General features: G+C 61.5%; 21 protein-coding genes. 12 read left to right on the forward strand and 9 right to left on the reverse strand.

The window, feature by feature from the left end:
- Positions 1 to 280 precede the first annotated feature (280 nt).
- The 4 genes from zwf to eda all read left to right on the forward strand — a co-directional run bounded on the left by zwf (position 281) and on the right by eda (position 5,132).
- Positions 281 to 1,771 carry a glucose-6-phosphate dehydrogenase gene (zwf, locus tag QQJ86_RS01890; protein WP_284319200.1) on the forward strand — a complete coding sequence of 497 codons (1,491 nt, stop codon included), beginning with the start codon at positions 281 to 283 and terminating at the stop codon, positions 1,769 to 1,771.
- Positions 1,768 to 2,463: a 6-phosphogluconolactonase gene (gene pgl, locus QQJ86_RS01895; RefSeq protein ID WP_284319201.1), complete on the forward strand. Its 696-nt coding sequence runs from the start codon at positions 1,768 to 1,770 to the stop codon at positions 2,461 to 2,463. Before zwf ends, pgl begins: the two co-directional genes overlap by 4 nt.
- Before the next feature lie 139 nt (positions 2,464 to 2,602).
- Positions 2,603 to 4,414 (forward strand): phosphogluconate dehydratase, encoded by a 1,812-nt coding sequence (gene edd, locus QQJ86_RS01900; RefSeq protein WP_284319202.1) that lies wholly within the window; start codon positions 2,603 to 2,605, stop codon positions 4,412 to 4,414.
- Between the two features lie 67 nt (positions 4,415 to 4,481).
- On the forward strand, positions 4,482 to 5,132 hold the full coding sequence (gene eda, locus QQJ86_RS01905; RefSeq protein WP_284319203.1) for a bifunctional 4-hydroxy-2-oxoglutarate aldolase/2-dehydro-3-deoxy-phosphogluconate aldolase: 651 nt from the start codon (positions 4,482 to 4,484) through the stop codon (positions 5,130 to 5,132).
- Positions 5,133 to 5,282: 150 nt separating this feature from the next.
- Here the strand turns inward: eda and QQJ86_RS01910 are convergent, their stop codons facing one another.
- Both QQJ86_RS01910 and QQJ86_RS01915 read right to left on the reverse strand, forming a co-directional pair.
- The gene (locus QQJ86_RS01910; RefSeq protein ID WP_284319204.1) at positions 5,283 to 5,735 is read right to left on the reverse strand and encodes a GNAT family N-acetyltransferase; all 453 of its coding nucleotides are present in this window, start codon (positions 5,733 to 5,735) and stop codon (positions 5,283 to 5,285) included.
- A gap of 13 nt (positions 5,736 to 5,748) precedes the next feature.
- Positions 5,749 to 6,144, reverse strand: coding sequence for a rhodanese-like domain-containing protein (locus QQJ86_RS01915; RefSeq protein ID WP_284319205.1), 396 nt, complete (start codon positions 6,142 to 6,144; stop codon positions 5,749 to 5,751).
- A gap of 79 nt (positions 6,145 to 6,223) precedes the next feature.
- Between QQJ86_RS01915 and ftrA the strand changes: the two genes are divergently transcribed.
- Both ftrA and QQJ86_RS01925 read left to right on the forward strand, forming a co-directional pair.
- Positions 6,224 to 7,213, forward strand: a complete 990-nt coding sequence (ftrA, locus tag QQJ86_RS01920) for a transcriptional regulator FtrA (protein WP_284319206.1) — start codon at positions 6,224 to 6,226, stop codon at positions 7,211 to 7,213.
- Positions 7,214 to 7,298: 85 nt separating this feature from the next.
- Positions 7,299 to 8,882 (forward strand): S10 family peptidase, encoded by a 1,584-nt coding sequence (locus tag QQJ86_RS01925; RefSeq protein ID WP_284319207.1) that lies wholly within the window; start codon positions 7,299 to 7,301, stop codon positions 8,880 to 8,882.
- A 62-nt stretch (positions 8,883 to 8,944) separates the two neighbouring features.
- Here the strand turns inward: QQJ86_RS01925 and QQJ86_RS01930 are convergent, their stop codons facing one another.
- On the reverse strand, positions 8,945 to 9,466 hold the full coding sequence (locus QQJ86_RS01930; RefSeq protein WP_284319208.1) for a dihydrofolate reductase family protein: 522 nt from the start codon (positions 9,464 to 9,466) through the stop codon (positions 8,945 to 8,947).
- 100 nt (positions 9,467 to 9,566) lie between these two features.
- Here QQJ86_RS01930 and QQJ86_RS01935 point away from each other — a divergent pair, with 100 nt between their 5' ends.
- A complete protein-coding gene (locus QQJ86_RS01935; RefSeq protein WP_284319209.1) occupies positions 9,567 to 9,938 on the forward strand; it encodes a nuclear transport factor 2 family protein in 372 nt (123 codons plus the stop codon).
- A gap of 156 nt (positions 9,939 to 10,094) precedes the next feature.
- Here the strand turns inward: QQJ86_RS01935 and QQJ86_RS01940 are convergent, their stop codons facing one another.
- The 4 genes from QQJ86_RS01940 to QQJ86_RS01955 all read right to left on the reverse strand — a co-directional run bounded on the left by QQJ86_RS01940 (position 10,095) and on the right by QQJ86_RS01955 (position 16,645).
- Positions 10,095 to 10,544, reverse strand: coding sequence for an RDD family protein (locus tag QQJ86_RS01940; RefSeq protein WP_284319210.1), 450 nt, complete (start codon positions 10,542 to 10,544; stop codon positions 10,095 to 10,097).
- Positions 10,545 to 10,636: 92 nt separating this feature from the next.
- On the reverse strand, positions 10,637 to 10,984 hold the full coding sequence (locus QQJ86_RS01945; protein WP_284319211.1) for a terminase: 348 nt from the start codon (positions 10,982 to 10,984) through the stop codon (positions 10,637 to 10,639).
- A gap of 57 nt (positions 10,985 to 11,041) precedes the next feature.
- Positions 11,042 to 15,685, reverse strand: a complete 4,644-nt coding sequence (locus QQJ86_RS01950) for a DEAD/DEAH box helicase (protein ID WP_284319212.1) — start codon at positions 15,683 to 15,685, stop codon at positions 11,042 to 11,044.
- A 147-nt stretch (positions 15,686 to 15,832) separates the two neighbouring features.
- Complete coding sequence (locus QQJ86_RS01955; RefSeq protein WP_284319213.1) at positions 15,833 to 16,645, reverse strand: AraC family transcriptional regulator; 813 nt, start codon at positions 16,643 to 16,645, stop codon at positions 15,833 to 15,835.
- A gap of 329 nt (positions 16,646 to 16,974) precedes the next feature.
- Here QQJ86_RS01955 and QQJ86_RS01960 point away from each other — a divergent pair, with 329 nt between their 5' ends.
- The 5 genes from QQJ86_RS01960 (at position 16,975) to QQJ86_RS01980 (ending at position 22,307) form a co-directional block, all read left to right on the forward strand.
- Entirely contained in the window at positions 16,975 to 17,229 is a 255-nt protein-coding gene (locus tag QQJ86_RS01960; protein ID WP_284319214.1) for a hypothetical protein, read from the forward strand.
- Between the two features lie 87 nt (positions 17,230 to 17,316).
- Positions 17,317 to 17,847, forward strand: coding sequence for a MarR family winged helix-turn-helix transcriptional regulator (locus QQJ86_RS01965; protein WP_284319215.1), 531 nt, complete (start codon positions 17,317 to 17,319; stop codon positions 17,845 to 17,847).
- 99 nt (positions 17,848 to 17,946) lie between these two features.
- Complete coding sequence (locus QQJ86_RS01970; RefSeq protein WP_284319216.1) at positions 17,947 to 19,386, forward strand: efflux transporter outer membrane subunit; 1,440 nt, start codon at positions 17,947 to 17,949, stop codon at positions 19,384 to 19,386.
- Between the two features lie 27 nt (positions 19,387 to 19,413).
- Entirely contained in the window at positions 19,414 to 20,604 is a 1,191-nt protein-coding gene (locus QQJ86_RS01975) for an HlyD/EmrA/EmrK family protein (RefSeq protein WP_284319217.1), read from the forward strand.
- Between the two features lie 179 nt (positions 20,605 to 20,783).
- The gene (locus QQJ86_RS01980) at positions 20,784 to 22,307 is read left to right on the forward strand and encodes a DHA2 family efflux MFS transporter permease subunit (RefSeq protein ID WP_284319218.1); all 1,524 of its coding nucleotides are present in this window, start codon (positions 20,784 to 20,786) and stop codon (positions 22,305 to 22,307) included.
- 76 nt (positions 22,308 to 22,383) lie between these two features.
- Here the strand turns inward: QQJ86_RS01980 and QQJ86_RS01985 are convergent, their stop codons facing one another.
- Both QQJ86_RS01985 and QQJ86_RS01990 read right to left on the reverse strand, forming a co-directional pair.
- Positions 22,384 to 22,905, reverse strand: coding sequence for an acyloxyacyl hydrolase (locus QQJ86_RS01985; RefSeq protein WP_284319219.1), 522 nt, complete (start codon positions 22,903 to 22,905; stop codon positions 22,384 to 22,386).
- 263 nt (positions 22,906 to 23,168) lie between these two features.
- Positions 23,169 to 24,092, reverse strand: coding sequence for a LysR substrate-binding domain-containing protein (locus tag QQJ86_RS01990; RefSeq protein ID WP_284319220.1), 924 nt, complete (start codon positions 24,090 to 24,092; stop codon positions 23,169 to 23,171).
- Positions 24,093 to 24,195 lie beyond the last annotated feature (103 nt).

Genomic DNA, 24,195 nt, shown 5'->3' on the forward strand with positions numbered 1-24,195 from the left:
GCAAACCATACCAATGCGTAACCACTGAGACAACCGGTGTGTGAAGTAGGGGTCGTCCATTGGGAATCGCGATGGCAGGCATGCCGTAGGCCTCTCAAATCCAACTCCCACGCCGTTTTTTACGATTTTCGATTCCCGGCTTACGATTCCTGGCCTTATGAAAACAATGCATACGTTTGCACTGCACAAGGGACTGGTATTGCCTGGTACGGCATTGGTACCATCGAGCTTCCCCGGCGGCCGCACTGTCGCGGTTGCCCGCATTTCAAAGAGGTGAGTTGTGACTGCACCCGCGCTACCGGTCGATCTGTTCGATCTGGTGATTTTCGGCGGCACTGGCGATCTGGCCGTACGCAAATTGCTCCCTGCCCTCTTCCACCGTTTTGTCGACGGCCAGATCCAGCCAGGCAGCCGCATCATTGGTGTGGCTCGCGAAGGCCTGGACGATGACGGCTACCGCGCGCAGATCCGTAGCGCGCTCAATGGCGCGGCGTCCAAGCAGGGCGACCAGCTCGATACCTTCCTCAAGCTGGTGCATTACCGTCCGCTCGATGCGCGCAAAGACGCCGGCTGGGACGACTTCGCCAAGCTGATGGGCGAATACCCCGACAACGTGCGCGTGTTCTATCTGTCCACGTCGCCCGACCTGTTTGTGGACATCTGCCAGCGTCTGGGCGGCTACGGCCTCAACCAGGGCAAGTCGCGCGTGGTGCTGGAAAAGCCGATCGGCAAAGATCTGGCCAGCGCCAATCGCATCAACGACGACGTCGGTCGTGTCTTTGCCGAATCGCAGACCTATCGCATCGACCACTACCTCGGCAAGGAAACCGTGCAGAACCTGCTGGCATTGCGCTTCGGCAATGCGCTGTTCGAGCCGCTATGGAACGCTGGCCACATCGACCACGTGCAGATCACTGTGGCGGAAACGCTGGGTGTGGAACGCCGTGGCCCGTATTACGACCATGCTGGCGCGCTGCGCGACATGGTGCAGAACCATATGCTGCAGCTCTTGTGCATGGTGGCGATGGAGCCGCCGTCCTCGCTGTCGCCCGATGCGGTGCGCGATGAAAAGTTGAAAGTGCTGCATGCGCTCAAACCGATCAACGAAACCAACGCCTCTCAGCTCACCGTGCGCGGCCAGTACCGCGCTGGCGTCGGCGAAGGGCAGAGCGTGCCCGGCTATATCGAAGACTTGAACAGCAGCAGCAAATCGAAGGTCGAGCACTCCAGCACCGAAACCTTCGTGGCGCTCAAGGCGGAAATCGCCAATTGGCGCTGGTCTGGTGTGCCGTTCTATCTGCGTACGGGCAAGCGTCTGGCCGAGCGCGTGTCGGAAATCGTGGTGGCGTTCAAGCCGGTGCCGCACTCCATCTTCACCGCATCCGCAGGCCCGTTGGCGCAGAACCGCCTGGTGCTGCGCTTGCAGCCCGATGAAGGCGTGAAGTTGTGGCTCACCATCAAGCATCCTGGCCCAGGCGGTTTGCGTCTGCGTCACGTGCCGCTGGATATGAGCTTTGCCGAAGCCTTCGGCGTGCAACAGCCGGATGCATACGAGCGCTTGCTGCTCGATGTGGTGCGCGGCAATCCCACACTGTTCATGCGTCGCGACGAAGTGGAAGCCGCATGGCGTTGGGCCGATCCGATCCTGGCCGCGTGGGCCGCAGGCGGTGAATCGCCACGGCCGTATACCTCCGGCACCTGGGGTCCGAGCGCCGCCGTGGCATTGATCGAACGCGACGGTCGCACCTGGGACGAGGATTTCGAACAGTGAGCGAGCAACACGCCCTGCACGCCTTCGATGGCGGCGAGGCCTTGGCCAAGGCCTTGTCGGCCAGCATTGCAGGCAAGCTGCGCGAAGCCATCGATGCGCGCGGTGAAGCGTTGATCGCAGTCTCCGGCGGAAGCACACCCAAGCGCCTGTTTGAAGCACTGTCGAACGAAACGCTGGACTGGTCGCGCGTTACCGTCACCTTGGTGGACGAACGCTGGGTGCCGGATAGCGACGAACGTTCCAACGCACGGCTGGTGGAATCATTGTTGTTGCAATACAAAGCCGCCGATGCCGAATTCATGCCGCTTTATGTGGAAACCCCCACGCCGGAAGCAGGCATCGGCGAAGTGCGTGCGCGTGTGGCGGCATTGAAGCAGCCGTTCGACGTGATCGTGCTCGGTATGGGGCCGGATGGACACACCGCTTCGTTCTTTCCCGGCGGTGATCGCTTGAGTGAAGCGTTGGATGTGTCAAACACCGCGCTGGTGCTGCCGATGCGTGCGCCGGGTGCGGGCGAACCACGCATCACCTTCACCTTGCCGGTGCTGCTGCAGGCGCGGTCGCTGTATCTGCACATTCAAGGCAACGACAAACGCGACGTGCTGGCGCAGGCCGAGCAGCCTGGCAGCACGTTGCCGGTTGCCAGTGTGCTGCAAGCGAAGCGGTCATTGGATATCTATTGGTGTCCGTGATGCGCCAACTCGCATCCCCTTATGGCCGTCATTCCCGCTTTCGCGGGAATGACGCCGAGGAAGGATGGCGCATTGTCGAAAACGCCAACCTTCCGCTGGAAAAAGCATCAACGCCGAGCCCGCTCGGCCGGAGCATGAAATGAGTTTGCATCCCGTCGTTGCCGAAGTCACCGAGCGCCTGCGCGAACGCAGCCGCGCCACGCGCGCCGCGTATCTGGAGCGCATCAACAATGCCGTCATCGACGGCCCGCATCGCGCGCGGCTTTCCTGCGGCAACCTCGCCCACGGCTTTGCGGCGTGCAACACGCACGACAAGGCGGCGCTGCGCGAAGGCCACGCGCCGAACGTCGCCATCGTCACCGCGTACAACGACATGCTCTCGGCGCACCAGCCGTACGAGCGCTATCCGGATTTCATCCGCGAAGTGGCGCGGCAAGCAGGCTTTACCGCTCAAGTGGCGGGCGGCGTACCGGCGATGTGCGATGGCGTGACGCAAGGCCGCGCCGGCATGGAGCTGTCGCTGTTCTCACGCGATCTGATCGCGATGACCACGGCCATTGCCTTGTCGCATGACATGTTCGACAGCGCGCTGTACCTCGGGATCTGCGACAAAATCGTGCCAGGTCTCTTGATCGGTGCATTGAGTTTCGGCCACCTGCCCGGCGTGTTCGTGCCGAGCGGCCCGATGCCCAGCGGCATCAGCAACGAGCAGAAATCGAAAGTTCGCCAGGCGTATACGGAAGGCAAAGCCAGCCGTGACGAACTGCTCGAAGCCGAAGCGGCGTCGTATCACTCGGCCGGCACCTGCACGTTCTACGGCACCGCCAACTCCAACCAGATGCTGATGGAGATCATGGGCTTGCATCTGCCAGGTGCCAGCTTCGTTGCGCCGGAAACGCCGCTGCGCGATGCGCTTACCGCTGAAGCCGTGCGTCGTTGTGCAGCACTCGGCAAGGCGGGCGAACATTTGCCGATCGGTCACATCGTCGATGAACGTGCCATCGTCAACGGCGTAGTCGGCCTGCATGCAACGGGTGGTTCCACCAATCATCTGTTGCACCTGGTGGCGATCGCACAGGCCGCCGGCATCGCCTTGCGCTGGGAAGATTTCGACGCCTTGTCATCGGTCGCCCCGCTGCTGGCGCGTGTGTATCCGAATGGCTATGCCGACGTGAACCATTTCCACGAAGCCGGCGGCATGAGCTTCCTGATCGATCAGTTGCTGAGCGCCGGTCTGTTGCACGGCGATGCGCGCACGATCGCCGGTACTGATCTTTCCGGCTACGCCAAAGTGCCGGAACTGGATGAAGCGGGCCAGCTCATTTGGAAGCCGGTCTCGAAGGAAAGCGGCAATCGCGGCGTGTTGCGCGCCATGAACGAACCCTTCCGCGCCGACGGTGGCCTGCGCATGCTCAACGGCAATCTCGGCCGTTCGGTGATCAAGGTGTCGTCGGTGCCGGACGATCGTCTGGTGATCGAAGCGCCTGCGGTGGTGTTCCACGATCAGGATGACATCAAGCGCGCATTCGATCGCGGCGAGCTCAACCGCGACTTCATCGCCGTGGTGCGCTTCCAGGGCCCGCGCGCGATCGGCATGCCGGAATTGCACAAGCTCACGCCGACGCTGGCCGTATTGCAGGATCGGGGCCATCGCATTGCATTGGTAACGGATGGTCGCATGTCGGGTGCCAGCGGGCGCGTGCCAGCGGCGATCCATGTGACGCCGGAAGCGGACGACTGTGGCCCGATCGCCAAGGTGCGCGACGGCGACATCATTCGCCTGGATGCCGCGAAGGGCACGCTCGACGTGCTGGTGGATGCCGCGGAATTCGCAGCGCGTACGCCGGCGGTTGAAGATCTTTCCAGGCATCAACATGGCATGGGCCGCGAATTGTTCGGCATCTTCCGTCGCAATGCGGTGGCGGCTGACCTTGGTGCCGGAGTGCTGTGACCTTCACATAACCATGTGGCCGTCAATTCCGCTTTCGCGGGAATGACGGCCACAGAGAACTCGCGGAATGACTATGAACATCGAAACCAAACAACAACACGTTGAAGCCACCATGCGCCTGGCACCGGTCATTCCGGTGGTGATCATCGAAGATGCCAAGCACGCTGTGCCGATGGCGCGCGCACTGGTGGCCGGCGGCATTCCGGCTATCGAAGTGACGCTACGCACACCGGCCGCGCTCGATGCCATCCGCGCCATCGCTGCGGAAGTGGAAGGTGCGGTGATCGGTGTTGGCACCGTGCTTACTGCCAATGATCTGGCTGCAGCAGAAAGGGCCGGTGCACGTTTTGCCGTTTCGCCCGGCATGTCGCCTAAGTTGCTCGCCGCGGCGGATGACAGCGCCCTACCCTTGCTGCCCGGCATCGCCACCGCCAGCGAAGCCATGGCGCTGCTTGAACGTGGCTATCGCCACCTGAAATTCTTCCCGGCTGTTCCTGCTGGCGGCGCGAAACTGCTCGGCGCATGGGCAAGCCCGCTGCCACAGATCCGCTTCTGTCCGACCGGCGGCATTTCGCTGGCTACTGCGAAGGATTTCCTCTCGCTACCAAACGTGTTGTGCGTGGGCGGTTCGTGGCTTACGCCGAACGACAAGTTGAAGGCTGGTGATTGGGCGGGCATCGAACAGCTTGCGCGCGAAGCTGCAGCACTGCGCGCTTGATCCTTACACTCGGCGACACCCCTCTCCTTTCGGGAGAGGGGCCGGGGGTGAGGGTTCGGGCGAAGCGCGGAACTGATTCCTTCTGCAAGTCTTCATCATCGCGCTTTGATCGCACCCTCACCCCAACCCCTCTCCCGAGGGGGGAGGGGCTCAAGCGGTCTCTATCGGCAACACATATCGCCGCTTGATCATCTCTGTCGCACCCAAACGCAAATAAAATCGCGCCGCATCCACGTTCCATTCCGGTGTTTGCCACTGCACGGTTCGACAGCCGCGCGCGCGGGCGAACGCATGTACCGCGCTCCATAACTGCTGCCCAATGCCTCGGCCGCGCCAACCATCACGCACGAACAAGCAGTCCATATGCAAATACGTTGCGTGATCGAGCGTGGAGAAATCCACTGTGGCGCTGGCGTAACCGATCGCTGACTCGTTTGCCATCGCGATCCATGCAAACAGCAACGGTGGTTCAGCAGTAAGTGCCCGCACAAGCTCTTCCATACCGCCGTCTGGGGAGTAAGTCAGTCGTTCATACGCCGCATGCTCGGCGCAGAGCGGCAGCCATTGTTCGAGATCGGCTGCAGCAATGCGACGAATGTGCACGGACGCCTGCATTTCAGCCACGCTCCAGGCCGAAGCCTTCGTCGATCCAGCCAGTCAGTCCACCGATCATTTCCTTCACCGGCCGGCCGAGTTGCGCAAGCTTCACCGCCGACTTGTTGGCACCGTTGCAATGCGGTCCTGCGCAATACACCACGAACACCGTATCCGGCGGATAGTCCGCCAGGCGCTGTTCGCTGATCGTGCGCGTCGGCATGTTGATGGCGCCGGGCACGTGGCCTGCCGCATAAAGCGTCGGCGTACGCACGTCCAGCAACACGAAGTCTTTCGTTTCATGCTGCGTGGCGTACCACACATCGGCGCAATCGGTTTCGAACGTAAGGCGCGCTTCGAAATGCGCCAATGCTTGGGGACTTGGGGCGGCAGGAATGCGCGTGACAACCGTGCTCATGGGCGTTGCTCCGTGTTGGACATGGCAACAGTCTGGGCACTGGCGTGCCTGCGCGACATTGGCAAGAATGCCTATCACCATGAAAAAACCGCCAAAACGTTCACGCGCCGGCCAAGGTCCAGCCAACCCTCGCGTCGTCGCCCTGGTCTACGACGGCCTGTGCACGTTCGAATACGGTATTGCCGTGGAAATGTTTGGTCTGGCGCGGCCGGAATTCGAGCGCTGGTACAGCTTCGCCTCGTGCGCGGTGGAGCGTGGACCATTGCGCGCGGCGGGCGGATTGCGCGTGCAGGCGGATGGCGGGCTGGAACTGCTGGCGAAAGCCGGCACCGTGATCGTACCGGGCTGGCGCGGCGCCGACGCCATGCCACCTCCGGCGCTACTCGATGCGTTGCGTGCCGCACACAAACGCGGTGCGCGGCTGCTTTCATTCTGTTCCGGCGTATTCGTGTTGGCGGCTGCCGGTGTATTGGATGGTCGTGCCGCGACCACGCACTGGCGCTACGCGCAGGCTTTGGCAGAGCGTTATCCGCGCATTCGTATCCAACCCGATGTGCTGTACGTCGACGAAGGCCATGTATTGACCTCGGCGGGCAGTGCTGCCGCCATCGATCTTTCGCTGCATCTGATCCGCCGCGACTACGGTCCGCGCGTCGCCAACCAGGTGGCGCGCCGCGCAGTGGTACCCACGCATCGCGATGGCGGGCAGGCGCAATTCATCCCGGCGCCGCTGCCGGAACAGGGTGCTGCGCTGGGCAAATTGCTGGAATGGATGCGTGGCCATCTGGATCAACCGCTGCAGTTGAACGAGCTGGCTGAGCGCGCACGCATGAGCGAGCGCACGTTTCTGCGGCGCTTCGAGGAAGCCACCGGTTGCTCGCCCAAGCAATGGTTGATCCAGGAGCGCCTGGGTCGCGCACGCGAATTGCTTGAAGGAAGCCAGTGGCCGGTCGAGCGGATCGCCGATGCCTGCGGTTTCGGCAGCGCCGATACCATGCGCCACCACTTTCGACGGACGTTGAAGGTGAGTCCCGCCCGCTACCGGGAACGCTTCGCGCATGCGGCATAGTGACTTCTGGCGTATGAAACTCGGCATGCGCAATGCCTAAGCTGGGAATCCCGGTGCATGAACGCGCCAGCCCCAAGGATTCCTCATGCGCAAGCTTCCGCTCGCTCTCGCCCTGACCGCGCTCCTGCTCGGCAGTGCCCATGCTGCCGATAAAAAGGACAAGACACCGTCGGACGAAGCGAAGCCCGAAGCTGCCTTGGTGCATCCGCAGGCATCGACCACCGAAGGCTCGGTGACCGTGGAAGGCAAGCACATTGCCTACAAGGCGGTTGCGGGCACCATCGTGCTGCACGGAAAGGGCGACAAGGAGAACGACCCGACCGTCAGCATGTTCTACGTGGCCTACATCAAGAAAGGCGAAGACGCTGCCAAGCGCCCGGTCACCTTTATTTACAACGGCGGACCGGGCTCCGCGACGGTGTGGTTGCATATGGGCGCATTCGGTCCGCGCCGTGTTGTGACCAGGGACGATAGCCACACGCCGGCTGCGCCGTATCAGCTGGTAAATAACGACTACAGCTTGCTCGATGCCTCCGACCTGGTCTTCATCGATGCTCCCGGTGCTGGTTTCAGTCGATTGATTGCCAACGATCCCGATGCGTCCAAGCGCGATGAGCAGATGAAGGATCGGCGCAAGGACATCTACAGCGTCGACGGCGACGGCCATGCCTTTGCACAGTTCATCACCCAGTTCCTGACGCGTTACGGCCGCTGGAATTCGCCGAAATATCTATTCGGCGAAAGCTACGGCACCACGCGTTCGGCGGTGCTGGCCAACGATCTGGAAAACGAAGAAAGCGTCGATCTCAACGGCGTGATCCTGCTCTCGCAGATTCTCAATTTCGACACCAGCATCGATGGCGCCGACCAGAATCCTGGCGTCGACCTGCCTTACGAACTGGCGTTGCCCACGTTTGCCGCCACTGCGTACTACCACCACAAGCTGCCGCAGCAGCCGGCGGCGCTGGAACCGTTCCTGCAGGACGCGGAGCAGTTTGCGATCGGTGACTATGCGCAGGCGCTGATGCAAGGTTCCAACCTGGACGATGCACGCAAACAGGCCGTTGCCGAAAAACTGCATCAGTACACCGGTCTTCCCGTGACCTACTTGCTCAAAGCCAATCTGCGCGTCACCGGCGGGATGTTCGAGCACGAACTCCTGGGCGACAGCGGCGATACCACTGGCCGTTTGGACTCGCGTTTCGCCGGACCGTCGCTCGATCCGCTGAGCAAAGAGGCCGAATACGACCCGCAGTCTTCCGCCATCAGCGCGGCCTATATCGCCGCCTTCAACGACTACGCGCGCAAAGATTTGAAGTACGGCGCAGATCAGGTCTATCACGAATTTGCTGACGTCAACGACTGGATCTTCAAGCACAACGGTCACGACGGTGCCGTCAACGTGATGCCGGATCTGGCCAAAGCGATGAAGACCAATCCTGATCTGAAAGTTTTCCTCAACGGTGGTTACTACGATCTGGCCACACCGTTCTACGCGGCCGACTACGAAATGCATCACGTGCCCATCCAGCCTGCGCTGATGAGCAATATCCGCTACGCGTGGTATCCATCCGGGCACATGGTCTACGCGCACGAGGAATCGCTGAAGCTGCTGCACGACAACGTGGCGCAGTTCATCACGCAGACCAATAACGTCAAAGCGCACTAGCATCGGCTCACCGCGTCGCGCTCCCTCCCCGGCATGCAGGGGAGGAAGCACATCGCCAACTATCATGCGAGAACTTCGTATTCGCTTTGCACCAACCCGCTTGCGTATTGGCGTGTTGCGATGTGCTTGAGCCGAATGTCCTGTGCGACCGCACCGAACAACGGAACGCCGTTGCCGATCAATACCGGCACACGTGTAATGATCAATCGTTGAATGAGTCCGGCGCGTAGAAATCCCTGAATCGTCAGGCCGCCATCCACATAGATATGGTTGATGCCGAGCTTGCCAAGTTTGGCAACGATTTCCTCGGGTTCACCGACCACGCGCTGCACGAGAGCGCCGGCAGGCGATGGTGCAAGTTCGCGAGTGCTCAATACGAAAACAGGCTTTTTGCCGTACGCCCATGAGCCGAAGCCGAGCACCGTCTCATAGGTTTTTCGCCCTATGACGAGTGCGTCCACGGTGCTCATGAATTCGTCGTAGCCGTGCGGCTCCCCACCGCCTTCCGGCAGAAAGTCGAGCTCGCCATCGGTCCTGGCCATAAAGCCGTCGACGCTGACGCCCACAAAGACAGAAGCTTTCATCGCAGTCCCTCCCGAGGATGACGACGATGCGTTATAGGCTCCACCTTGGCGGCAAACCACGCAAGTCCGGTATGCTGGTTTCACTCCAGGGAGAAACGCCATGCGTGCGCTCATCGACCGCTACCTCGACGCCTACAACCACATCGACGTCGATGCCATGCTTGCCACCATGCATAGCGAAGTAATTTTCGAGAACTACACGGCTGGCGTGCTCAGTGTGCGCACCGTGGGCGCGTATGAACTGCGTCATCTGGCGGAGAGTTCGCGCTACCTGTTCTCCGCGCGCCATCAGACCATCACCCGCTATAGCGAAGTCGACGGCGTAGCGCATGCGCAAATCCATTTCCAGGGCACCTTCGCCGTCGACCTGCCCAATGGCATACGGGCAGGCCAAAGCATTGCCCTGGATGGGCGCAGCGAATACCGCGAGCGTGATGGTCTGTTGATCTACATTGCTGACTACAGCGACTAATCAGTGGTCACAGCAGTGAATCGTAGGTTGGGGTGCAAACCCCAACGTCGCGATGTGTGAAGATGGCGATGTTGGGGCTTGCACCCCAACCTACGAACTGCTGCCGTCATGCGATGCATTTGCATTCGCCGCCCCGACACCTGCGGCAGGATCGGATCAGCGCTTCTGCACCATGACCACCTTGGTCTTTGGAATCGAGTCGTGCCAGCCTTCGCGCCCGAAGAACGAGAAGGGTTCGAAAGGAATGAAACGGCAAAGCGTGCGTCCAAGAATCTGCCCGAAACTCGGTTTTTCCCCTGTAGCGTTGACGACCACCGTGCCCAGGATGAATTTGCCCGGCGTGCGCTGCCAGACGCCTTCGAAGATCAGGTAGTAACCGATAAGCACCGTGAAACCTATCAGTTGCCAAGGCATTCCCGCCGCACCTTGGCCTCCACGCGTTATGCCGACAGCGAAGCCGATAACAAAGATGATGAGATAGAAGAACACGTAATCGATCAGCAGCGTGCCGAAACGGCGTCCCTTGCTTGCCAACTCATGCTGAATGTCATCGCGTTCCCCAACGACGCTGGTGGGCGGCGAATAAGGGTTGTATTCGGTGTTCATAGGTCTCCTCCTTGGTTGATACCTGCAAATCGAATGGCGTTAGCTGCATGCAGCCGATGGATGGGTACTGCTTGTCATTGCCTTGCGGTGGATCACGGATGGCGCATCGCTTTCAGCCAGCCGCCCGAAAGAACGAACCGCGGAAACGTAATCCACTGTTCGAGAAAGATGCGCGAGACGGCGTTGATCGGGCTGGTGAAGGGTTCGGGTAGTACAGCTTCTTGTCGGTGCCCGCGACCCTGCAATGCAACGGACAGCACCATCGCCGCCAACCCGGCAAACCCGATGATCCAGAAACCTTTGATAATCGCGACGACCAGCGCGACATTGCCGGCGAGGAATACCGGCACGACGAAAATGTGCAGCAGCAGATTGATTCGCGACTGGTGGTAGCGCGAATAGCCATTCCATTGCCAGCCTAGCAATTGTGCGATCCCCACAAGCGCCCCCTGATGTTCCGCGCGACAGGCTTAACTTAGCGGAGAAAGCATGCGATGTCAGCGATGCACGTACGTTACATCGCTGGTGCCATCCGGCTCCGGCCGCCGTAATAACGCGTTATACCAGCGGCGCTGCTGCACGAGATCGCCTTCGATTAGCCATTGCGGTTTGCTGGCGACCAAGGCGGCCACCGGTATGCCGTCTTCGTATAGCACGCGCGTACCGGCCAGCGCAGGCAGGCGGTCGCCGGCAAGGACGGTGCCGACCAAGTTGAGGGGATCGCTGCCGCTTAAGGTGACGCGTTGCTGTTCCAGCGGACGCAAGCGGATGCTGCGCAGATGCGCAATGGCTTCGGGCAGCGCGAACTGTTCGCCGACCAGACCTTCCACGAAGCGGCCACCACGAATTTCGCCGCGCGCTTCCAGTCGATGGTAGACACGAAGCAGTTCGCGCCAGGAAGGAAGCCACGCGGCTTCGCGTTCGAGCAGTTTCCAGAAGACGACGCCGTAGCGGCGCAGCAGCACGCGGGCGATGTGTTCGGTGGTTTCGTCTTGCGAAATTTCTCGCGAGGTTGGCCCCTCACCCCGGCCCTCTCCCCGGAGGGGAGAGGGAGATATACGGCGGACCACCGACCAGCGTCCTGCATCTTCGATTTCACTCAGCGTATGTCGCCGCACGCGGCGATGTCTGGGCGATTCGCGTTTGGCAGCAGGTGTGAGCAGCGCACGCAGGCCGGCGAAGCTGTCGGAAGTGACGCGGCCGGCGGAAACCAGTTCACCCAGCGCGTCTTCCAATTCGGTACGCAGCAGGTGCGCGGCATCGATCAGTTCGTCGAAGAACAGCGCGCCGTGGGCTGCCAGCGCATCGGCGACAGCTTGGGCACGGGAAGACAGCAATGTTTCCTGTTCCTGATTGCGATCGGCCAGCGACGTCCAGATCGGCAGCTGCCGACGCGGCAGCAGCACAATGGGCGTGGCACGTACGGGCCCGCCGCTGCCGCCGCCACTACGCAGGCGGTTCCAACCGATTCGACCGGCGCGGCACAACTCGTCCAGCCAGCGGCTGGAGTAATCCTCGATACGCGAGGCAAGCAATTCGCTTTCCCATGCACCTGCAGCAGCTTCGTAACCTTCCATTTGATGGAGCACGGCGCTAAGCGCATCGGGCCCGCTGAGTTTCGTGCCGGCGGTGGCGTGCTGCCATTCGAGCAGGAAGCGCATCAGGTCGCGGCGACTGACGGGTTCGATCTCCCGACGCAGGCGGCCGATGGTGTAGCGGTGGATGCGTGCGAGCAGATGGCGTTCGCACCATTCGGTCTCGGTCGCATCCGGCGTGAAGCGGCCCTGCATGACGTAGCCTTCGGATTGCAGGCGGATCAGGGCGAGTTCGATGTCGCCTGGATCGACTCGCATCGACATCGCGAGCGATGCAACGGTGCTGGGACCGAGACCGGTAAGACGGCCGCGTATGAGTTCGAGCAGTGCGTCTTCGCGGGTCCAGGTTTGTGCGGCGTATTCGGCGGGAGCAGTGATCGACGGATTCAGTGCGGCATGTCTATGTACTGCTCGCCACAGAGGAAGTTTTTCAGCGCAGATCCACATGCTCTTTCCCTTCTCCCCTCCGGGGAGAAGGTGGCCCGAAGGGTCGGATGAGGGGCCACGGCTTGCGTGATTGTTGGAAAGTGCGATCGCGCTGTTGGAAGTGTTTGGCGAGGTTTGCCCCTCACCCCCGCCCTCTCCCCGAAGGGGAGAGGGCGTAAGAAGTGTGGCGCGATGAACGTTGGCGAGCTTGTGCAACGAGTCAAGCCATCCATCATTCGTTCGAATATCTTCGTCAGTCACGAAACCCAGCACATTGAGCGCCTCGTGCATCTCATCCGCGCTGCGCACTTCCGGCCACGCCTCGCTGCGCACCGCGGCGATCGCCTCCGGATCAAGCTTGGCCAGATCGTCCGTATCTTCGATACCGTTCCAGTGACGTGTTTGCACGGCGCGCGTACGACGCTCTTCCAGCGGCGCATCGTCAAGGAATGCATAAGGTGCTGCGTTGAGCACTTCGCTGGCCAGTGGGCTGGGTGCGGTGAGGTCGCGCGCGACGACCGTGATCGCGCCGGATTCCATCTGCTTGAGAACATCCAGCAACCCGTCCACGTCCATCGCTTCGCGCAAGCAATCGTGCAACGTCTGGTTGACCAGCGGGTGATCGGGAATTTGCCGTTCACCTACGATGTTTTCCAGGCACGCCACTTGATCGGGAAAGACGCTGGCAAGCAAATCTTCGCTCTTCATGCGTTGCAGCGGAGCAGGTACTTTCTTGCCGCCGGCATAACGCGGCAAAGCAAGCGCTGTAACCGCATTCCAGCGCCAACGCACCGGAAACAGCGGTGCATCCAGCAGCGCCTGCACCAGCACGTGCTCAGCAGTGTTGCTGTGCAGATAGCGCGCGACTTCGATCAACGGAAAGCTGTGGCTGGTGGACAGCGACAGTACGATCGCGTTCTCGGTGGCGGCGGCCTGCAATTCGAAATTGAACTGGCGACAGAAACGTTTGCGCAGGGCCAAACCCCATGCTTTGTTGATGCGGCTGCCCCACGGTGTATGGATCACCAATTGCGTGCCGCCGGATTCGTCGAAGAAGCGCTCGAAAACCAGTGTCGACTTCGTGGGCATGACGCCGAGCGCTGCTTTGGCCTTGGCCAGGTATTCCACGATCTGCTGCGCGGCGGATTCGTTCAGACCCAGCGTTTCGCGCAGCCAGTCGAAGGCGACCTGCACACCATCGGCATCGATGCGCGTCGATAGTTCTTCGCGCAGGCGCGACACGCCTTCCGACAATTCATTGCTGCGGCCCGGCGCTTCACCCAGCCAGAACGGAAGGCTCGGCGGTGCGCCTTGCGCATCTTCCACCCGCACGCGATCGCGCTCCACGCGCTGGATGCGATAGCTGGTGTTGCCGAGCTGGAAGATGTCGCCGGCCATGCTCTCGATGGCGAAGTCTTCGTTGATGGTGCCGACGATAGTGGCTTGCGGCTCCAGCACGACCAGGTAATCGGCGGTGTCGGGAATGGTGCCGCCTGATGTAACCGCGGTGAGTCGCGCACCGCGCCGTGCGCGCAACTCGTGATGCACGGCGTCGCGATGGATGTAGGCAGCACGCGCACCGCGCCGTGTGCTGAAACCTTCGGCCAGCATGCGTACCACAGCGTTGAAGGTTTCGCGCGGCAGCGTGCGATACGGATACGCGCGGCGCACCAGATCGAACAGCGCGTCTTCATTCCATTCCGCACACGCGATTTCGGCCACGATTTGCTGGGCCAGCACGTCGATCGGTTGCGGCGGCTGTACCAGCGTATCGAGCTCGCCGCGGCGCACGCAGTCGAGCAAGGCGGCGCATTCGATCAAATCGTCGCGGCTGCTTGGGAACAAGCGTGCTTTCGGCGTGCCGTTCACGGCGTGGCCAGAACGGCCGGCGCGCTGCAAAAACGCGGCAATGGAGCGCGGCGAGGAAAGCTGACATACGAGATCGACGTCGCCGATGTCGATACCCAACTCCAGCGATGCGGTAGCTACCAGCACTTTCAGCTCGCCGCGCTTCAAGCGTTGCTCGGCATCCAGGCGATGCTCTTTGGCGAGGCTGCCATGATGGGCCGCAACGGCTTCATGTCCGATGCGCTCGGACAAATGTCGCGCCAGGCGTTCAGCCATGCGTCGCGTATTGACGAACACCAGCGTGGTGCGGTGCTGCTCGACCAGTTGCGCGAGCTGGTTGTAGACCAGCTCCCACATGTCGTTGGACATCACCGCTTCCAGCGGTACGGGCGGCACTTCGATAGCGAGATCGCGTGCGCGGGTGTGGCCGACGTCGATGATGGTGCAGTGGATGCTTTTCTCCCTCACCCCTCCGGGGAGAGGGTTGGGGTGAGGGGTCGCTCTTGCGAAGAGGTCTGTAATGATGGGTTGGGGCTTTTCTGGAGTTTCTCGCGAGGTTGACCCCTCACCCCAGCCCTCTCCCCGGAGGGGAGAGGGGGCAAGGCCGGTGCCCTGCCCTACCAAAAACTTCGCCACGTCCTCGATCGGCTTCTGCGTCGCCGACAAACCAATTCGTTGCAACGGCCGCTGGCACAACGCTTCCAATCGCTCCAGCGTCAGTGCCAGATGCGCACCGCGCTTGCTCGTCGCGACAGCATGGATTTCGTCCACGATCACGCTGCGCACACTCTTGAGCATCTCGCGACCGGACAGCGAACCCATCAGCACGTACAGCGATTCCGGTGTCGTCACCAGAATGTGCGGCGGTGCTTTGCGCATCAGGCTGCGTTCGGCTTGCGGCGTATCGCCGGTGCGCACAGCGGTGCGGATGGGTGCGCCGGGCAGGCCGAGTTTTTCCAGCTCGATGCCGATGCCTTCCAGCGGCGCTTCGAGGTTGATGTGGATGTCATTCGACAACGCTTTCAGCGGCGATACGTACACCACGCGCGTCTCGTCCGGCAGCGTGCCACCGCGCGCGACACCTTCTTGCACCAGTTGATCGATCGCGGCGAGAAACGCAGTGAGCGTTTTACCCGAACCGGTGGGCGCGGCCACCAGCGTGTGCTGCCCTGCCCGGATCGCCGGCCATGCCGCGGCCTGCGCAGAAGTTGGCGCAGGAAACGTGGCTTCGAACCACGCGGAAACGGCGGGATGGAAATTCTGCAAAGGCATGGTCGATAACCCGCGATCGCACGGCGCGCAGGTGGCCGTGGATCATGACATAGGGGTGATTCCGTCGCTTAAAACTCCCCTTGCTCCCTGGGCGCGCATTGGGAAATCCTTGCCGCTCGCCGTCGCAAGGAATGAGACAACGCCCCCTTACGCCACCGCCCGTTGGCCGAAGTATCGCGCCGGCGGATGCCCGAAGCAGCGGCGGAACATGGCAATGAATGCGCTGGGGCTCGCATAGCCGAGCCCGTCCGCTACGGCAGCCACTGGCAGACCCTCTGCCAACTGCTCCAGCCCCTTGGTTAGCCGTGCCTGCTGGCGCCATTGGGCAAAACTCAAGGCGGTTTCGGCGCGAAACAAGCGGCTGAGCGTGCGTGCGGAAAGGCCGGCCCATGCAGCCCATTCCTCCAGGCTGCGGTTGTCATGCGGCTGCTCCAGCACGGCATGGGCAATGCGCAGCAGGCGGCGATCCATTGGCATCGGCAGATGCAACGGTTCGCGCGGGGCGTGGCGGATCTCATCCAGCAGCACCGTCATCACCCGTTCCTGCCGTTCATTGAGTTCGGGATTCCAGGTCCAGGAGCTGGCGCGATGGACCAGTTCGCGCATCAGTGCATTCACGCCGATCACGCCGGGCTGGTCGGGCAGGCAATGGCTGAGGTTGGGATGGAGAAAGACGCCCCATCCGGTGAGCGGGCCGTTGATGCTTACCTTGTGCAGCTCGCCCGGTGGCATCCAGCCGGCGCGATGCGGCGGCAGCAGCCATGAGCCATGTGCGGTGTGCATGTGCACCAGACCGCTCTCCACGCAAAAGAACTGCCCACGCGCGTGGCTGTGCCAGTCGTATTGCTTGGTCTCCTGCTTGTACTCGCTGAAGGCTTCACCGTCGTCCCAATAGGCGATGAGGGCAGGGCCGTCCAGGCGTTCGATCAACTGGTAGAGCTCTTCCTTGGTCCGTTGCATGGCCGAATCTCGACATTTTTTGGCCAAATAACGTTATCAGCTTGTCATCCGCTTTGCCTAAGCTGTGCCAATCGACCGGTGCGACGCGCCGGTTCCTCTCTCACGCCGCTGCCGCCGCTCGCGGCTTTTCGATGAAATCCCCAGGGGATGCCGAGACTTGCGCAAACGCGCAGGCCCATGTGCTGGGCGCGCTTATGTCGGTCACGGCAGATCTCGTTCGTCCGTCTTATAGGAGAGCCTGTTCAACACCTCCACGCGGCCCGCATACCTCCTGAGTGGAGGTATCGAACAGGTTCTGAGCGATCCGCTGCACGAAGAAAGGAAAGGCCATGTCCCTGATCCAACTGGTTTCTGTGAAGTCCGAAATATCCAAATCCCCGCTGGAGACGTTTGTCGTCTGTGCCCATCAGATGCTCGACCCCGTTACGCCCGAAGCGGTGAGGCGGGCCATGGAACCACGCTTGCTGGCGCAGCTGCCGGCGTTGCGGGCGTTGGGGGTGTTCGAGCTGTTCGACCTGCGTGACCCGGCCCTCAAGGCTTGGCTCGACGACGAGTTGGCCGAGCTGGCAGCGGGGCGGCAATAGTTCACTTCTGTCCATTTGCTGAAACAATAGGTGCGTAACATATATTTGCCTTGACAAATATTTCGGGAGCAATAAAATGCTGCTCCCATGAACACCGGTCCGCTCATTACCCCCACCAGCCAGGAGAGCCTCGGCGTGCTGATCGGCCTCGTCCGCACCGAGCTGGTGCGCAGCATCGAGGCGGAAATCGCGGACAGAGGCCTGGGTCTTCGGTTCACCCAATTCCTGATCCTCAAGCGCTTGGCCGATCTGGGGGCGATGACGGCCACCGAGCTGGCCCGCGCGGTGGAATTGGACGGTGGCGCCATGACGCGCCAGCTCGACCAACTGGAAGGAAAGGGCTATTTGCGCCGTAGCCCGCACGAACAGGATCGGCGCGCCCTGCGCATCGAACTCACGGAAGAGGGGAATGCGCTATGGCGGCAACTCAGCGGTTGCAAAGAACACGTGCTGGAAGCGGCGCAGCGTTCGCTGAGCGAAGAGGAGCGACGGCGCTTGCACGATTACCTCAGCCGCCTGCTGCTCGCGCTGCGTGACAAAAACAATAGCGTTGAACAAGAACAAGCGGGTCTCGGACGACCTGCCGCGCAGCGGGCACGAAAGCACCCGCCGCGCTGACGCCAGCCGGCGCGTGCCGGTTTCGGCGAGCCGGGAAAGCGTCAGGAGAGGCTTCCCGGTGCACTGCTTCATTCACTTCAAACTTCGAGATTGAAAGCCATGCGTCTGCAAACACTTGCGGCTGCTGTCGGACTGACGTTCGCCCTGGCCGGCTGCGTAACCAGCGGCGGCCTGCACCCGAACGGCGCGCTGACCGATGCTTCCTCGCTGAAGGCCGAGCGCAGCCTGTCGAACGTGCAGGTTTCCGAAGCGGCTTGGCCGAAGGACGATTGGTGGACCGGCCTGGGCGATCCCCAGCTCACGGCGTTGATCACGGAAGCGTTGCGCGATAACCCGAGTTTGGCCGTCGCTGACGCACGCGCCCGCCAGGCGCAGGCGGCAGCCGGTGCGGCCGATGCCGCGCGCCAGCCAACGGCCGGCGTGGGTGGCAGCTTCGCCGAAGCGCGCATTCCCACTTCCATTCCCGTGCTCGGCACCGGCCACACCGGCGCGGCCAAGTACGTGTACGGCAGCTTCAAATGGGATCTTGATCTGTGGGGCGGCCAACGCGCCACGTGGGAAGCGGCACTGGGCCAACAGCGCGCAGCGGAAATCGACGCACAGGCCGCGCGCATCGAAGTGTCGACCAACGTTGCGCGTGCCTATGTGCAACTGGGCTATGCCTACACACAGCAAGACGTCGCTGCCGCCGAACTGAAACGCGCTGGCGATGCGCGCGATCTGACACGTCAGCGTGTCGCTGCAGGCATCGACAATCAGATGCAGCTCAAGCAGAGCGATTCGGAAGTCGCCAGCGCCGAAGGGCAGAAGGCGCAAGCCGATCGCTCAGTGGATGCGGCGCACACCGCGTTGTCGGTGCTGCTTGGCAAAGGTCCCGATCGTGGCCTCGACATCACGCGTCCGCAATTGCTGCCGCCGGCAGCGCTGAGCGTACCGGCGAATCTGCCGGTGGAATTGGTTGGTCATCGCGCCGATCTGGTCGCAGCACGTTGGCACGTGGAAGCGGCCAGCAAGGACATCAAATCCGCCAAGACCGAGTTCCTGCCGAACGTGAACATCGGCGCGATGGCGGGTCTGATCAATCTCGGCGGCGGCAATCTGTTCTCGATGCAGAACCGCTTCTATGAAGCAGCGCCGGCTATCAGCCTGCCGATCTTCGACGGCGGCCGTCGCCGCGCCAACTTGAACAGCAAGGATGCGCAGTACGACCTCGCCGTTGCGCAGTACAACAAGACACTGGTGTCTGCCGTCAACGAAGTCGCCGACGACTACGACGCCATCGCTTCGATGCAACAACAGATCGCCGCGCAACAGCGTGCGCTCGATGCAGCAAACGATGCATGGAAGCTCGCCGAGCAGCGTTACAAGGCTGGCATAGGCAGTTATCTGGAAGCACTCAGCGTGCGCCAGGAGCTGCTTGCCGCCGAACAACGCATGGCCGCACTCCATGCACAGCAGTCCGATCTCAACGTGCAACTGATCCAGGCGCTCGGCGGCGGCTTCCGTCCGCAGGCCGACGCTGAACTTTCCTCCAAATAATTTTCTTGCGTATCTGAGGCAGCCCCCATGTCCAGTCCCAATCCCAATACCGCCGACACGTCCGCCGTGCAGGCACCGCCGGCCAACAACCGGCGCGGCATCCTGCTGCGACTGCTGATGGCGCTGCTGGTGCTCGCCGCTATTGCATGGACGATCTGGTATTTCATCGTAGGACGCTGGTACGAAAGCACCGATGACGCCTACATCAACGGCAACATCGTACAGATCACGCCGCGCATCGCCGGCACCGTCACCAGCATCGGTGCGGACGATGGTGATCTCGTGAAACAAGGCCAGGTGCTGGTGACGCTCGACAAGTCCGATTCGGACGTTGGACTGCAGCGCGCCTCTGCGAACCTCGCCAACACTGTGCGCCGCGTGCGTGGTTTGTACAGCACCGTGTCCGGTGCACAGGCGCAGGTGGCGGTAGAGAAAGTGGCGTTGCAGAAGGCGCAGGCCGACTACGACCGCCGCCGTGATCTGGCCAAGACCGGTGCGATCTCTGCCGAAGAATTGGCTCATGCCCGCGATGCGCTTACCGCGGCGTTGAGTGCGTTGACCACGTCCCAGCAGCAGTTGGCGACCAACCAGGTGCTGGTGGATGACACCGTCGTCGCTTCGCATCCGGATGTGAAGGCCGCCGCTGCGCAATATCGCGCCGCGTATCTCGATGACGTGCGTACGGTGATGGTGGCGCCAGTGACCGGCTACGTCGCCAAGCGCACCGTGCAGGTCGGTCAGCGCGTGCAGCCGGGTGCGGCCTTGATGGCGGTGGTGCCGCTGCATGAAGTGTGGGTGGATGCGAACTTCAAGGAAACGCAGCTCACGCATATGCGCATCGGCCAGCCGGTGGAAATCACCTCCGACGTGTACGGCGGTTCGGTGAAGTACAAGGGCACGGTGGAAAGCCTCGGCGTGGGTACGGGCAGTGCGTTCTCGCTACTGCCGGCGCAGAACGCTACCGGCAACTGGATCAAGATCGTGCAGCGCATTCCGGTGCGCGTGGTGTTCGCCGATCCGTCGCAGCTCGACCAGCATCCGCTACGCATCGGCATGTCGCTGGACACCGAAGTGAACCTGCACGACCAGAACGGCCCGACGCTGGCGCAGAGCGCGCGCAGCGAACCGCGCTTCAGCACGGACGTGTACCAAAACCAGCTCGCTGCGGCGAATGCGCAGATCGAGCAGATCATTCACGCGAATATGGGCGGGCGTTGAGTTTACTTTTTGCTCCCCTCTCCCCTTGGGAGAGGGGCTGGGGGTGAGGGTACGGGCGAAGCGCGATGCTTACTTTTTCTGCACGTTTTGATGTGCGCGCGCTGATCGCACCCTCACCCCAAACCCCTCTCCCGAAGGGAGAGGGGCTTACAAGGCGCACCGCTAGCTAGGTGACATCGATGAACACCCACTTCCGTCCACCCAACCTGGTCCTCGCGACAATCGGTTTGTCGCTGGCCACGTTCATGCAGGTGCTGGACACCACCATCGCCAACGTGTCGCTGCCAACCATCGCCGGCAATCTCGGCGTGAGTTCGGACCAGAGCACTTGGGTGATCACATCCTTCGCGGTGAGCAATGCCATTGCGCTGCCACTCACCGGCTTCCTCACCCGCCGTTTCGGTGAAGTGAAGCTGTTCGTGTGGGCGACGCTGTTGTTCTCGCTCGCCTCGTTCCTGTGCGGCATTGCGCAGAGCATGGGCATGCTGATCGGGTTCCGCACCCTTCAAGGTGCGGTGGCCGGTCCGATGTATCCGATCACGCAGGCACTGCTCATTTCGATTTATCCACCCGCGAAACGAGGCATGGCGCTGGCGCTGCTGGCGATGGTGACGGTGGTAGCGCCGATCGCCGGCCCGATCCTGGGCGGCTGGATCACTGACAACTATTCCTGGCCGTGGATTTTCTTCATCAACGTGCCGATCGGCATTTTCGCCAGCAGCGTGGTGGCCAATCAGATGCGCCTGCGTGCCGTGGTCACGCAGCGGCCGAAGATCGACTACGTGGGTCTGATCACATTGGTGATCGGTGTGGGTGCGTTGCAGGTGGTGTTGGACAAGGGCAGCGACGAAGACTGGTTCAATTCCAACTTCATCGTGATCACCTCGATCATTTCGGCCATCGCCATCGTGGTGTTTCTGATCTGGGAATTGACCGACAAGGAACCCATTGTCGATCTCAAGCTTTTCCGTCACCGCAATTTCCGCATGGGCACGATCTCGCTGGTGCTGGCGTACGCGGCGTTCTTCGCGATCGGCCTGCTGGTACCGCAGTGGTTACAGATCAATCTGGGCTACACCGCCACGTGGGCGGGCTTCGCTACCGCACCGCTGGGTGTGTTGCCCGTGCTGCTCACCTTCATCGTGGGCAAATACGCCACGCGCTTCGACTTGCGGTTGCTCACCAGCGGCGCCTTCCTGGTGATGGGCATGACATGCTTTATGCGTTCGAACTTCTACATCGGTGTCGACTTCGAGCACGTGGCGCTGGTGCAGTTGTTTCAGGGCCTTGGCGTGGCGCTTTTCTTCATGCCGGTGACCACTATCCTGCTTTCGGATCTGCAGCCGCATGAAATCGCCTCGGGCGGTGGTCTCGCCACCTTCCTGCGCACGATGGGTGCCAGTTTCGCGGCGTCACTCACCACTTTTATGTGGCAACGGCGCGGAGTGTTGCATCACTCTCAGCTTGCCGAACAGATCACGCCATACAACCCGACCGTACAGCAGGCGGTGAGTCAGACCAGCGATACGCAAACGGCGGTGGCGGTGCTGAACCAGTCGATCACGCTGCAAGGGCTGCAGATTTCCTTCAACGAGATCTTCCACGTACTGGGTTGGATCTTCCTGTCACTGATCGTGGTGATCTGGATGGCCAGGCCGCCGTTTGCGGCGAAGGCTGGCGGAGCAAGTAGCGGCGGGCACTGAGCGTGTGGGGTTTGCGCTCCAACTACAAAAACGGCCCCGCGGAGGGGCCGTTTTTATGTGTGAAATGCGCGCGGAATTAGAACGCGATACCCACGAACGCAATCGTCTCGCCACGGTTCGGCTCATGGATGCCGGCGTTGGAGATATGGCGAACGCCCACGCTCCAATGATCGCCCTGATAACCCACCGTGGTCATAAATTCAAAAGCGCTGCTCAGCGCCAACGTGCGGCCGGTATGCACCGTGGGTTGTTCGCTGATGAACAAGCGCCGGTACCACGCATTGGCGGGACCGTAGTGAATACGCACGCCAGCGCCCACCAGCCCGATATCGTCACGGGTGGTGTAACGGCTGTTGTCGTAGCGCTTGAGGTCACGACCGCTGATCCAGCCGCCAGTGATGTCAGGTGACCAGCTGAAGTTGCTGCTGCCGAACTGGTGTTCGTCGAAGATCACTTCGCCGAACGCGGCGGGTGTGCTGTAGCTGTCCATGTAGCTGACGCCGCCTTGCAATTCGAAGCGGGCCGCCATCGCGGGCAGGGCTGGTAGAGCAAACATCAATACGGCAGCCAAGCCGCGAGTGAGGGGATGCATGCGCATGCGAATACCTATGTGGGGATAGGAATGTTGGTTTGTGTACTTAAAAGTTTACAAATTATTAAGCGCGCTTGCCAGCCATAAACGTTGCATTTTCGGCAACTCAGCGTTGCTTGCAAGCATCTGTGCGTGGAATTGACAGCGTGATGTAAGCGAACACTGGCGCAGGTAGCCTTGGATAGCATGTCCATGCCTCCAGATCTTGGATGATCCTGCCCGGACCAGGATGCGGATCCTGTATGGCTATGGCGTGCCGATGATGGTGGCTATACGCCGCCCTTCAAGCTCTTGGATGCCAGGCACTGCGCGATATCCAGGAACGCTCGCACCATCGGGTCCTGCGCGTCGTCGCGATAGATCGCCCATACCGCCGTGGCCGCTTCCATATGCTTCACCGGCCGGTAGACCACGTTCTCCACCATCATCCGTTGCACTGAGCCGGGCAGCACGGCCACGCCGAAACCGCCGGAAATCAGCCCGATGATGGTGGGCAGCTCGCGGACTTCGTAAAGAATGCGCGGACTGAAACCGGCACCCCTGCACAGTGCGATCACCTCATCGTAAAGGCGCACAGCGAGATGGCGCTGGTAAAAAATGAAATCGTCATGGGCTAGCTCGCCGACTTCGATCGGGCCTTCCTTGGCCGCGAGTGGATTGCTGGCGTGCATCACCACAACGAGTGAGTCCTTGAACAGCTCGATGGCCTTGATACCGTCCGGTAATGCTTCGGGGCGGATCACGCCGACGTCGATCAAGCCTTGTTCGAGCGCGTCGATTTGATGCACGGTGGCCATTTCGTGGATCAGCAACCGCACATCGGGCAGGCGTTCGCGAAAGCGAGCCAGCACACGTGGTACGACGAAGGTGAACGGGCCAGACGACATCAAGCCCAGGTGCAATTCGCCTAATTCTCCGCGTTGCGAGCGAGCAACGGATTCGGCTGCGCGCTCGGCCTGGATGAGGATGGCGCGTGCACGCGGGAGCAGGGCGCTGCCGGCGCCGCTCAGCACGATGCCACGCCCTTTGCGTTCGAACAACTTCGCCCCAAGACGCTGTTCCAGCGCATGAATCTGCTGGCTGAGCGGCGGCTGCGAAATGCCTAATCGTTCAGCTGCGCGGCCGAAATGCAGTTCGTCGGCCACCGTAACGAAGTACTTCAGATGCCGCAGCTCGAGGTAATCATTCGTCATGCATATCAAGCCATTCGCGGTCCTGTATCGATCTTAGCAAGCTCTACAACTAACCTTCACAAAGAACGGCAACCTCCCCCCAAGGTACGTCCCACTCCGTTTA

The sequence above is a fragment of the Dyella acidisoli genome (assembly GCF_030160295.1).
In the GTDB taxonomy this organism is placed as follows: Bacteria; Pseudomonadota; Gammaproteobacteria; order Xanthomonadales; family Rhodanobacteraceae; genus Dyella_B; species Dyella_B acidisoli.

Bases quoted from the DNA above. Each gene is read 5' to 3' on its own strand.
- QQJ86_RS01965 (WP_284319215.1), top strand. From the start codon at position 17,317: ATGAACACCGGTCCGCTCATTACCCCCACCAGCCAGGAGAGCCTCGGC.
- QQJ86_RS01980 (WP_284319218.1), top strand. From the start codon at position 20,784: ATGAACACCCACTTCCGTCCACCCAACCTGGTCCTCGCGACAATCGGT.
- QQJ86_RS01950 (WP_284319212.1), bottom strand. From the start codon at position 15,685: ATGCCTTTGCAGAATTTCCATCCCGCCGTTTCCGCGTGGTTCGAAGCC.
- QQJ86_RS01985 (WP_284319219.1), bottom strand. From the start codon at position 22,905: ATGCGCATGCATCCCCTCACTCGCGGCTTGGCTGCCGTATTGATGTTT.
- QQJ86_RS01925 (WP_284319207.1), top strand. From the start codon at position 7,299: ATGCGCAAGCTTCCGCTCGCTCTCGCCCTGACCGCGCTCCTGCTCGGC.
- QQJ86_RS01975 (WP_284319217.1), top strand. From the start codon at position 19,414: ATGTCCAGTCCCAATCCCAATACCGCCGACACGTCCGCCGTGCAGGCA.
- eda (WP_284319203.1), top strand. From the start codon at position 4,482: ATGACTATGAACATCGAAACCAAACAACAACACGTTGAAGCCACCATG.
- QQJ86_RS01915 (WP_284319205.1), bottom strand. From the start codon at position 6,144: ATGAGCACGGTTGTCACGCGCATTCCTGCCGCCCCAAGTCCCCAAGCA.
- QQJ86_RS01930 (WP_284319208.1), bottom strand. From the start codon at position 9,466: ATGAAAGCTTCTGTCTTTGTGGGCGTCAGCGTCGACGGCTTTATGGCC.
- QQJ86_RS01955 (WP_284319213.1), bottom strand. From the start codon at position 16,645: ATGCAACGGACCAAGGAAGAGCTCTACCAGTTGATCGAACGCCTGGAC.
- ftrA (WP_284319206.1), top strand. From the start codon at position 6,224: ATGAAAAAACCGCCAAAACGTTCACGCGCCGGCCAAGGTCCAGCCAAC.
- QQJ86_RS01935 (WP_284319209.1), top strand. From the start codon at position 9,567: ATGCGTGCGCTCATCGACCGCTACCTCGACGCCTACAACCACATCGAC.
- edd (WP_284319202.1), top strand. From the start codon at position 2,603: ATGAGTTTGCATCCCGTCGTTGCCGAAGTCACCGAGCGCCTGCGCGAA.
- QQJ86_RS01990 (WP_284319220.1), bottom strand. From the start codon at position 24,092: ATGACGAATGATTACCTCGAGCTGCGGCATCTGAAGTACTTCGTTACG.
- QQJ86_RS01940 (WP_284319210.1), bottom strand. From the start codon at position 10,544: ATGAACACCGAATACAACCCTTATTCGCCGCCCACCAGCGTCGTTGGG.
- QQJ86_RS01960 (WP_284319214.1), top strand. From the start codon at position 16,975: ATGTCCCTGATCCAACTGGTTTCTGTGAAGTCCGAAATATCCAAATCC.
- QQJ86_RS01970 (WP_284319216.1), top strand. From the start codon at position 17,947: ATGCGTCTGCAAACACTTGCGGCTGCTGTCGGACTGACGTTCGCCCTG.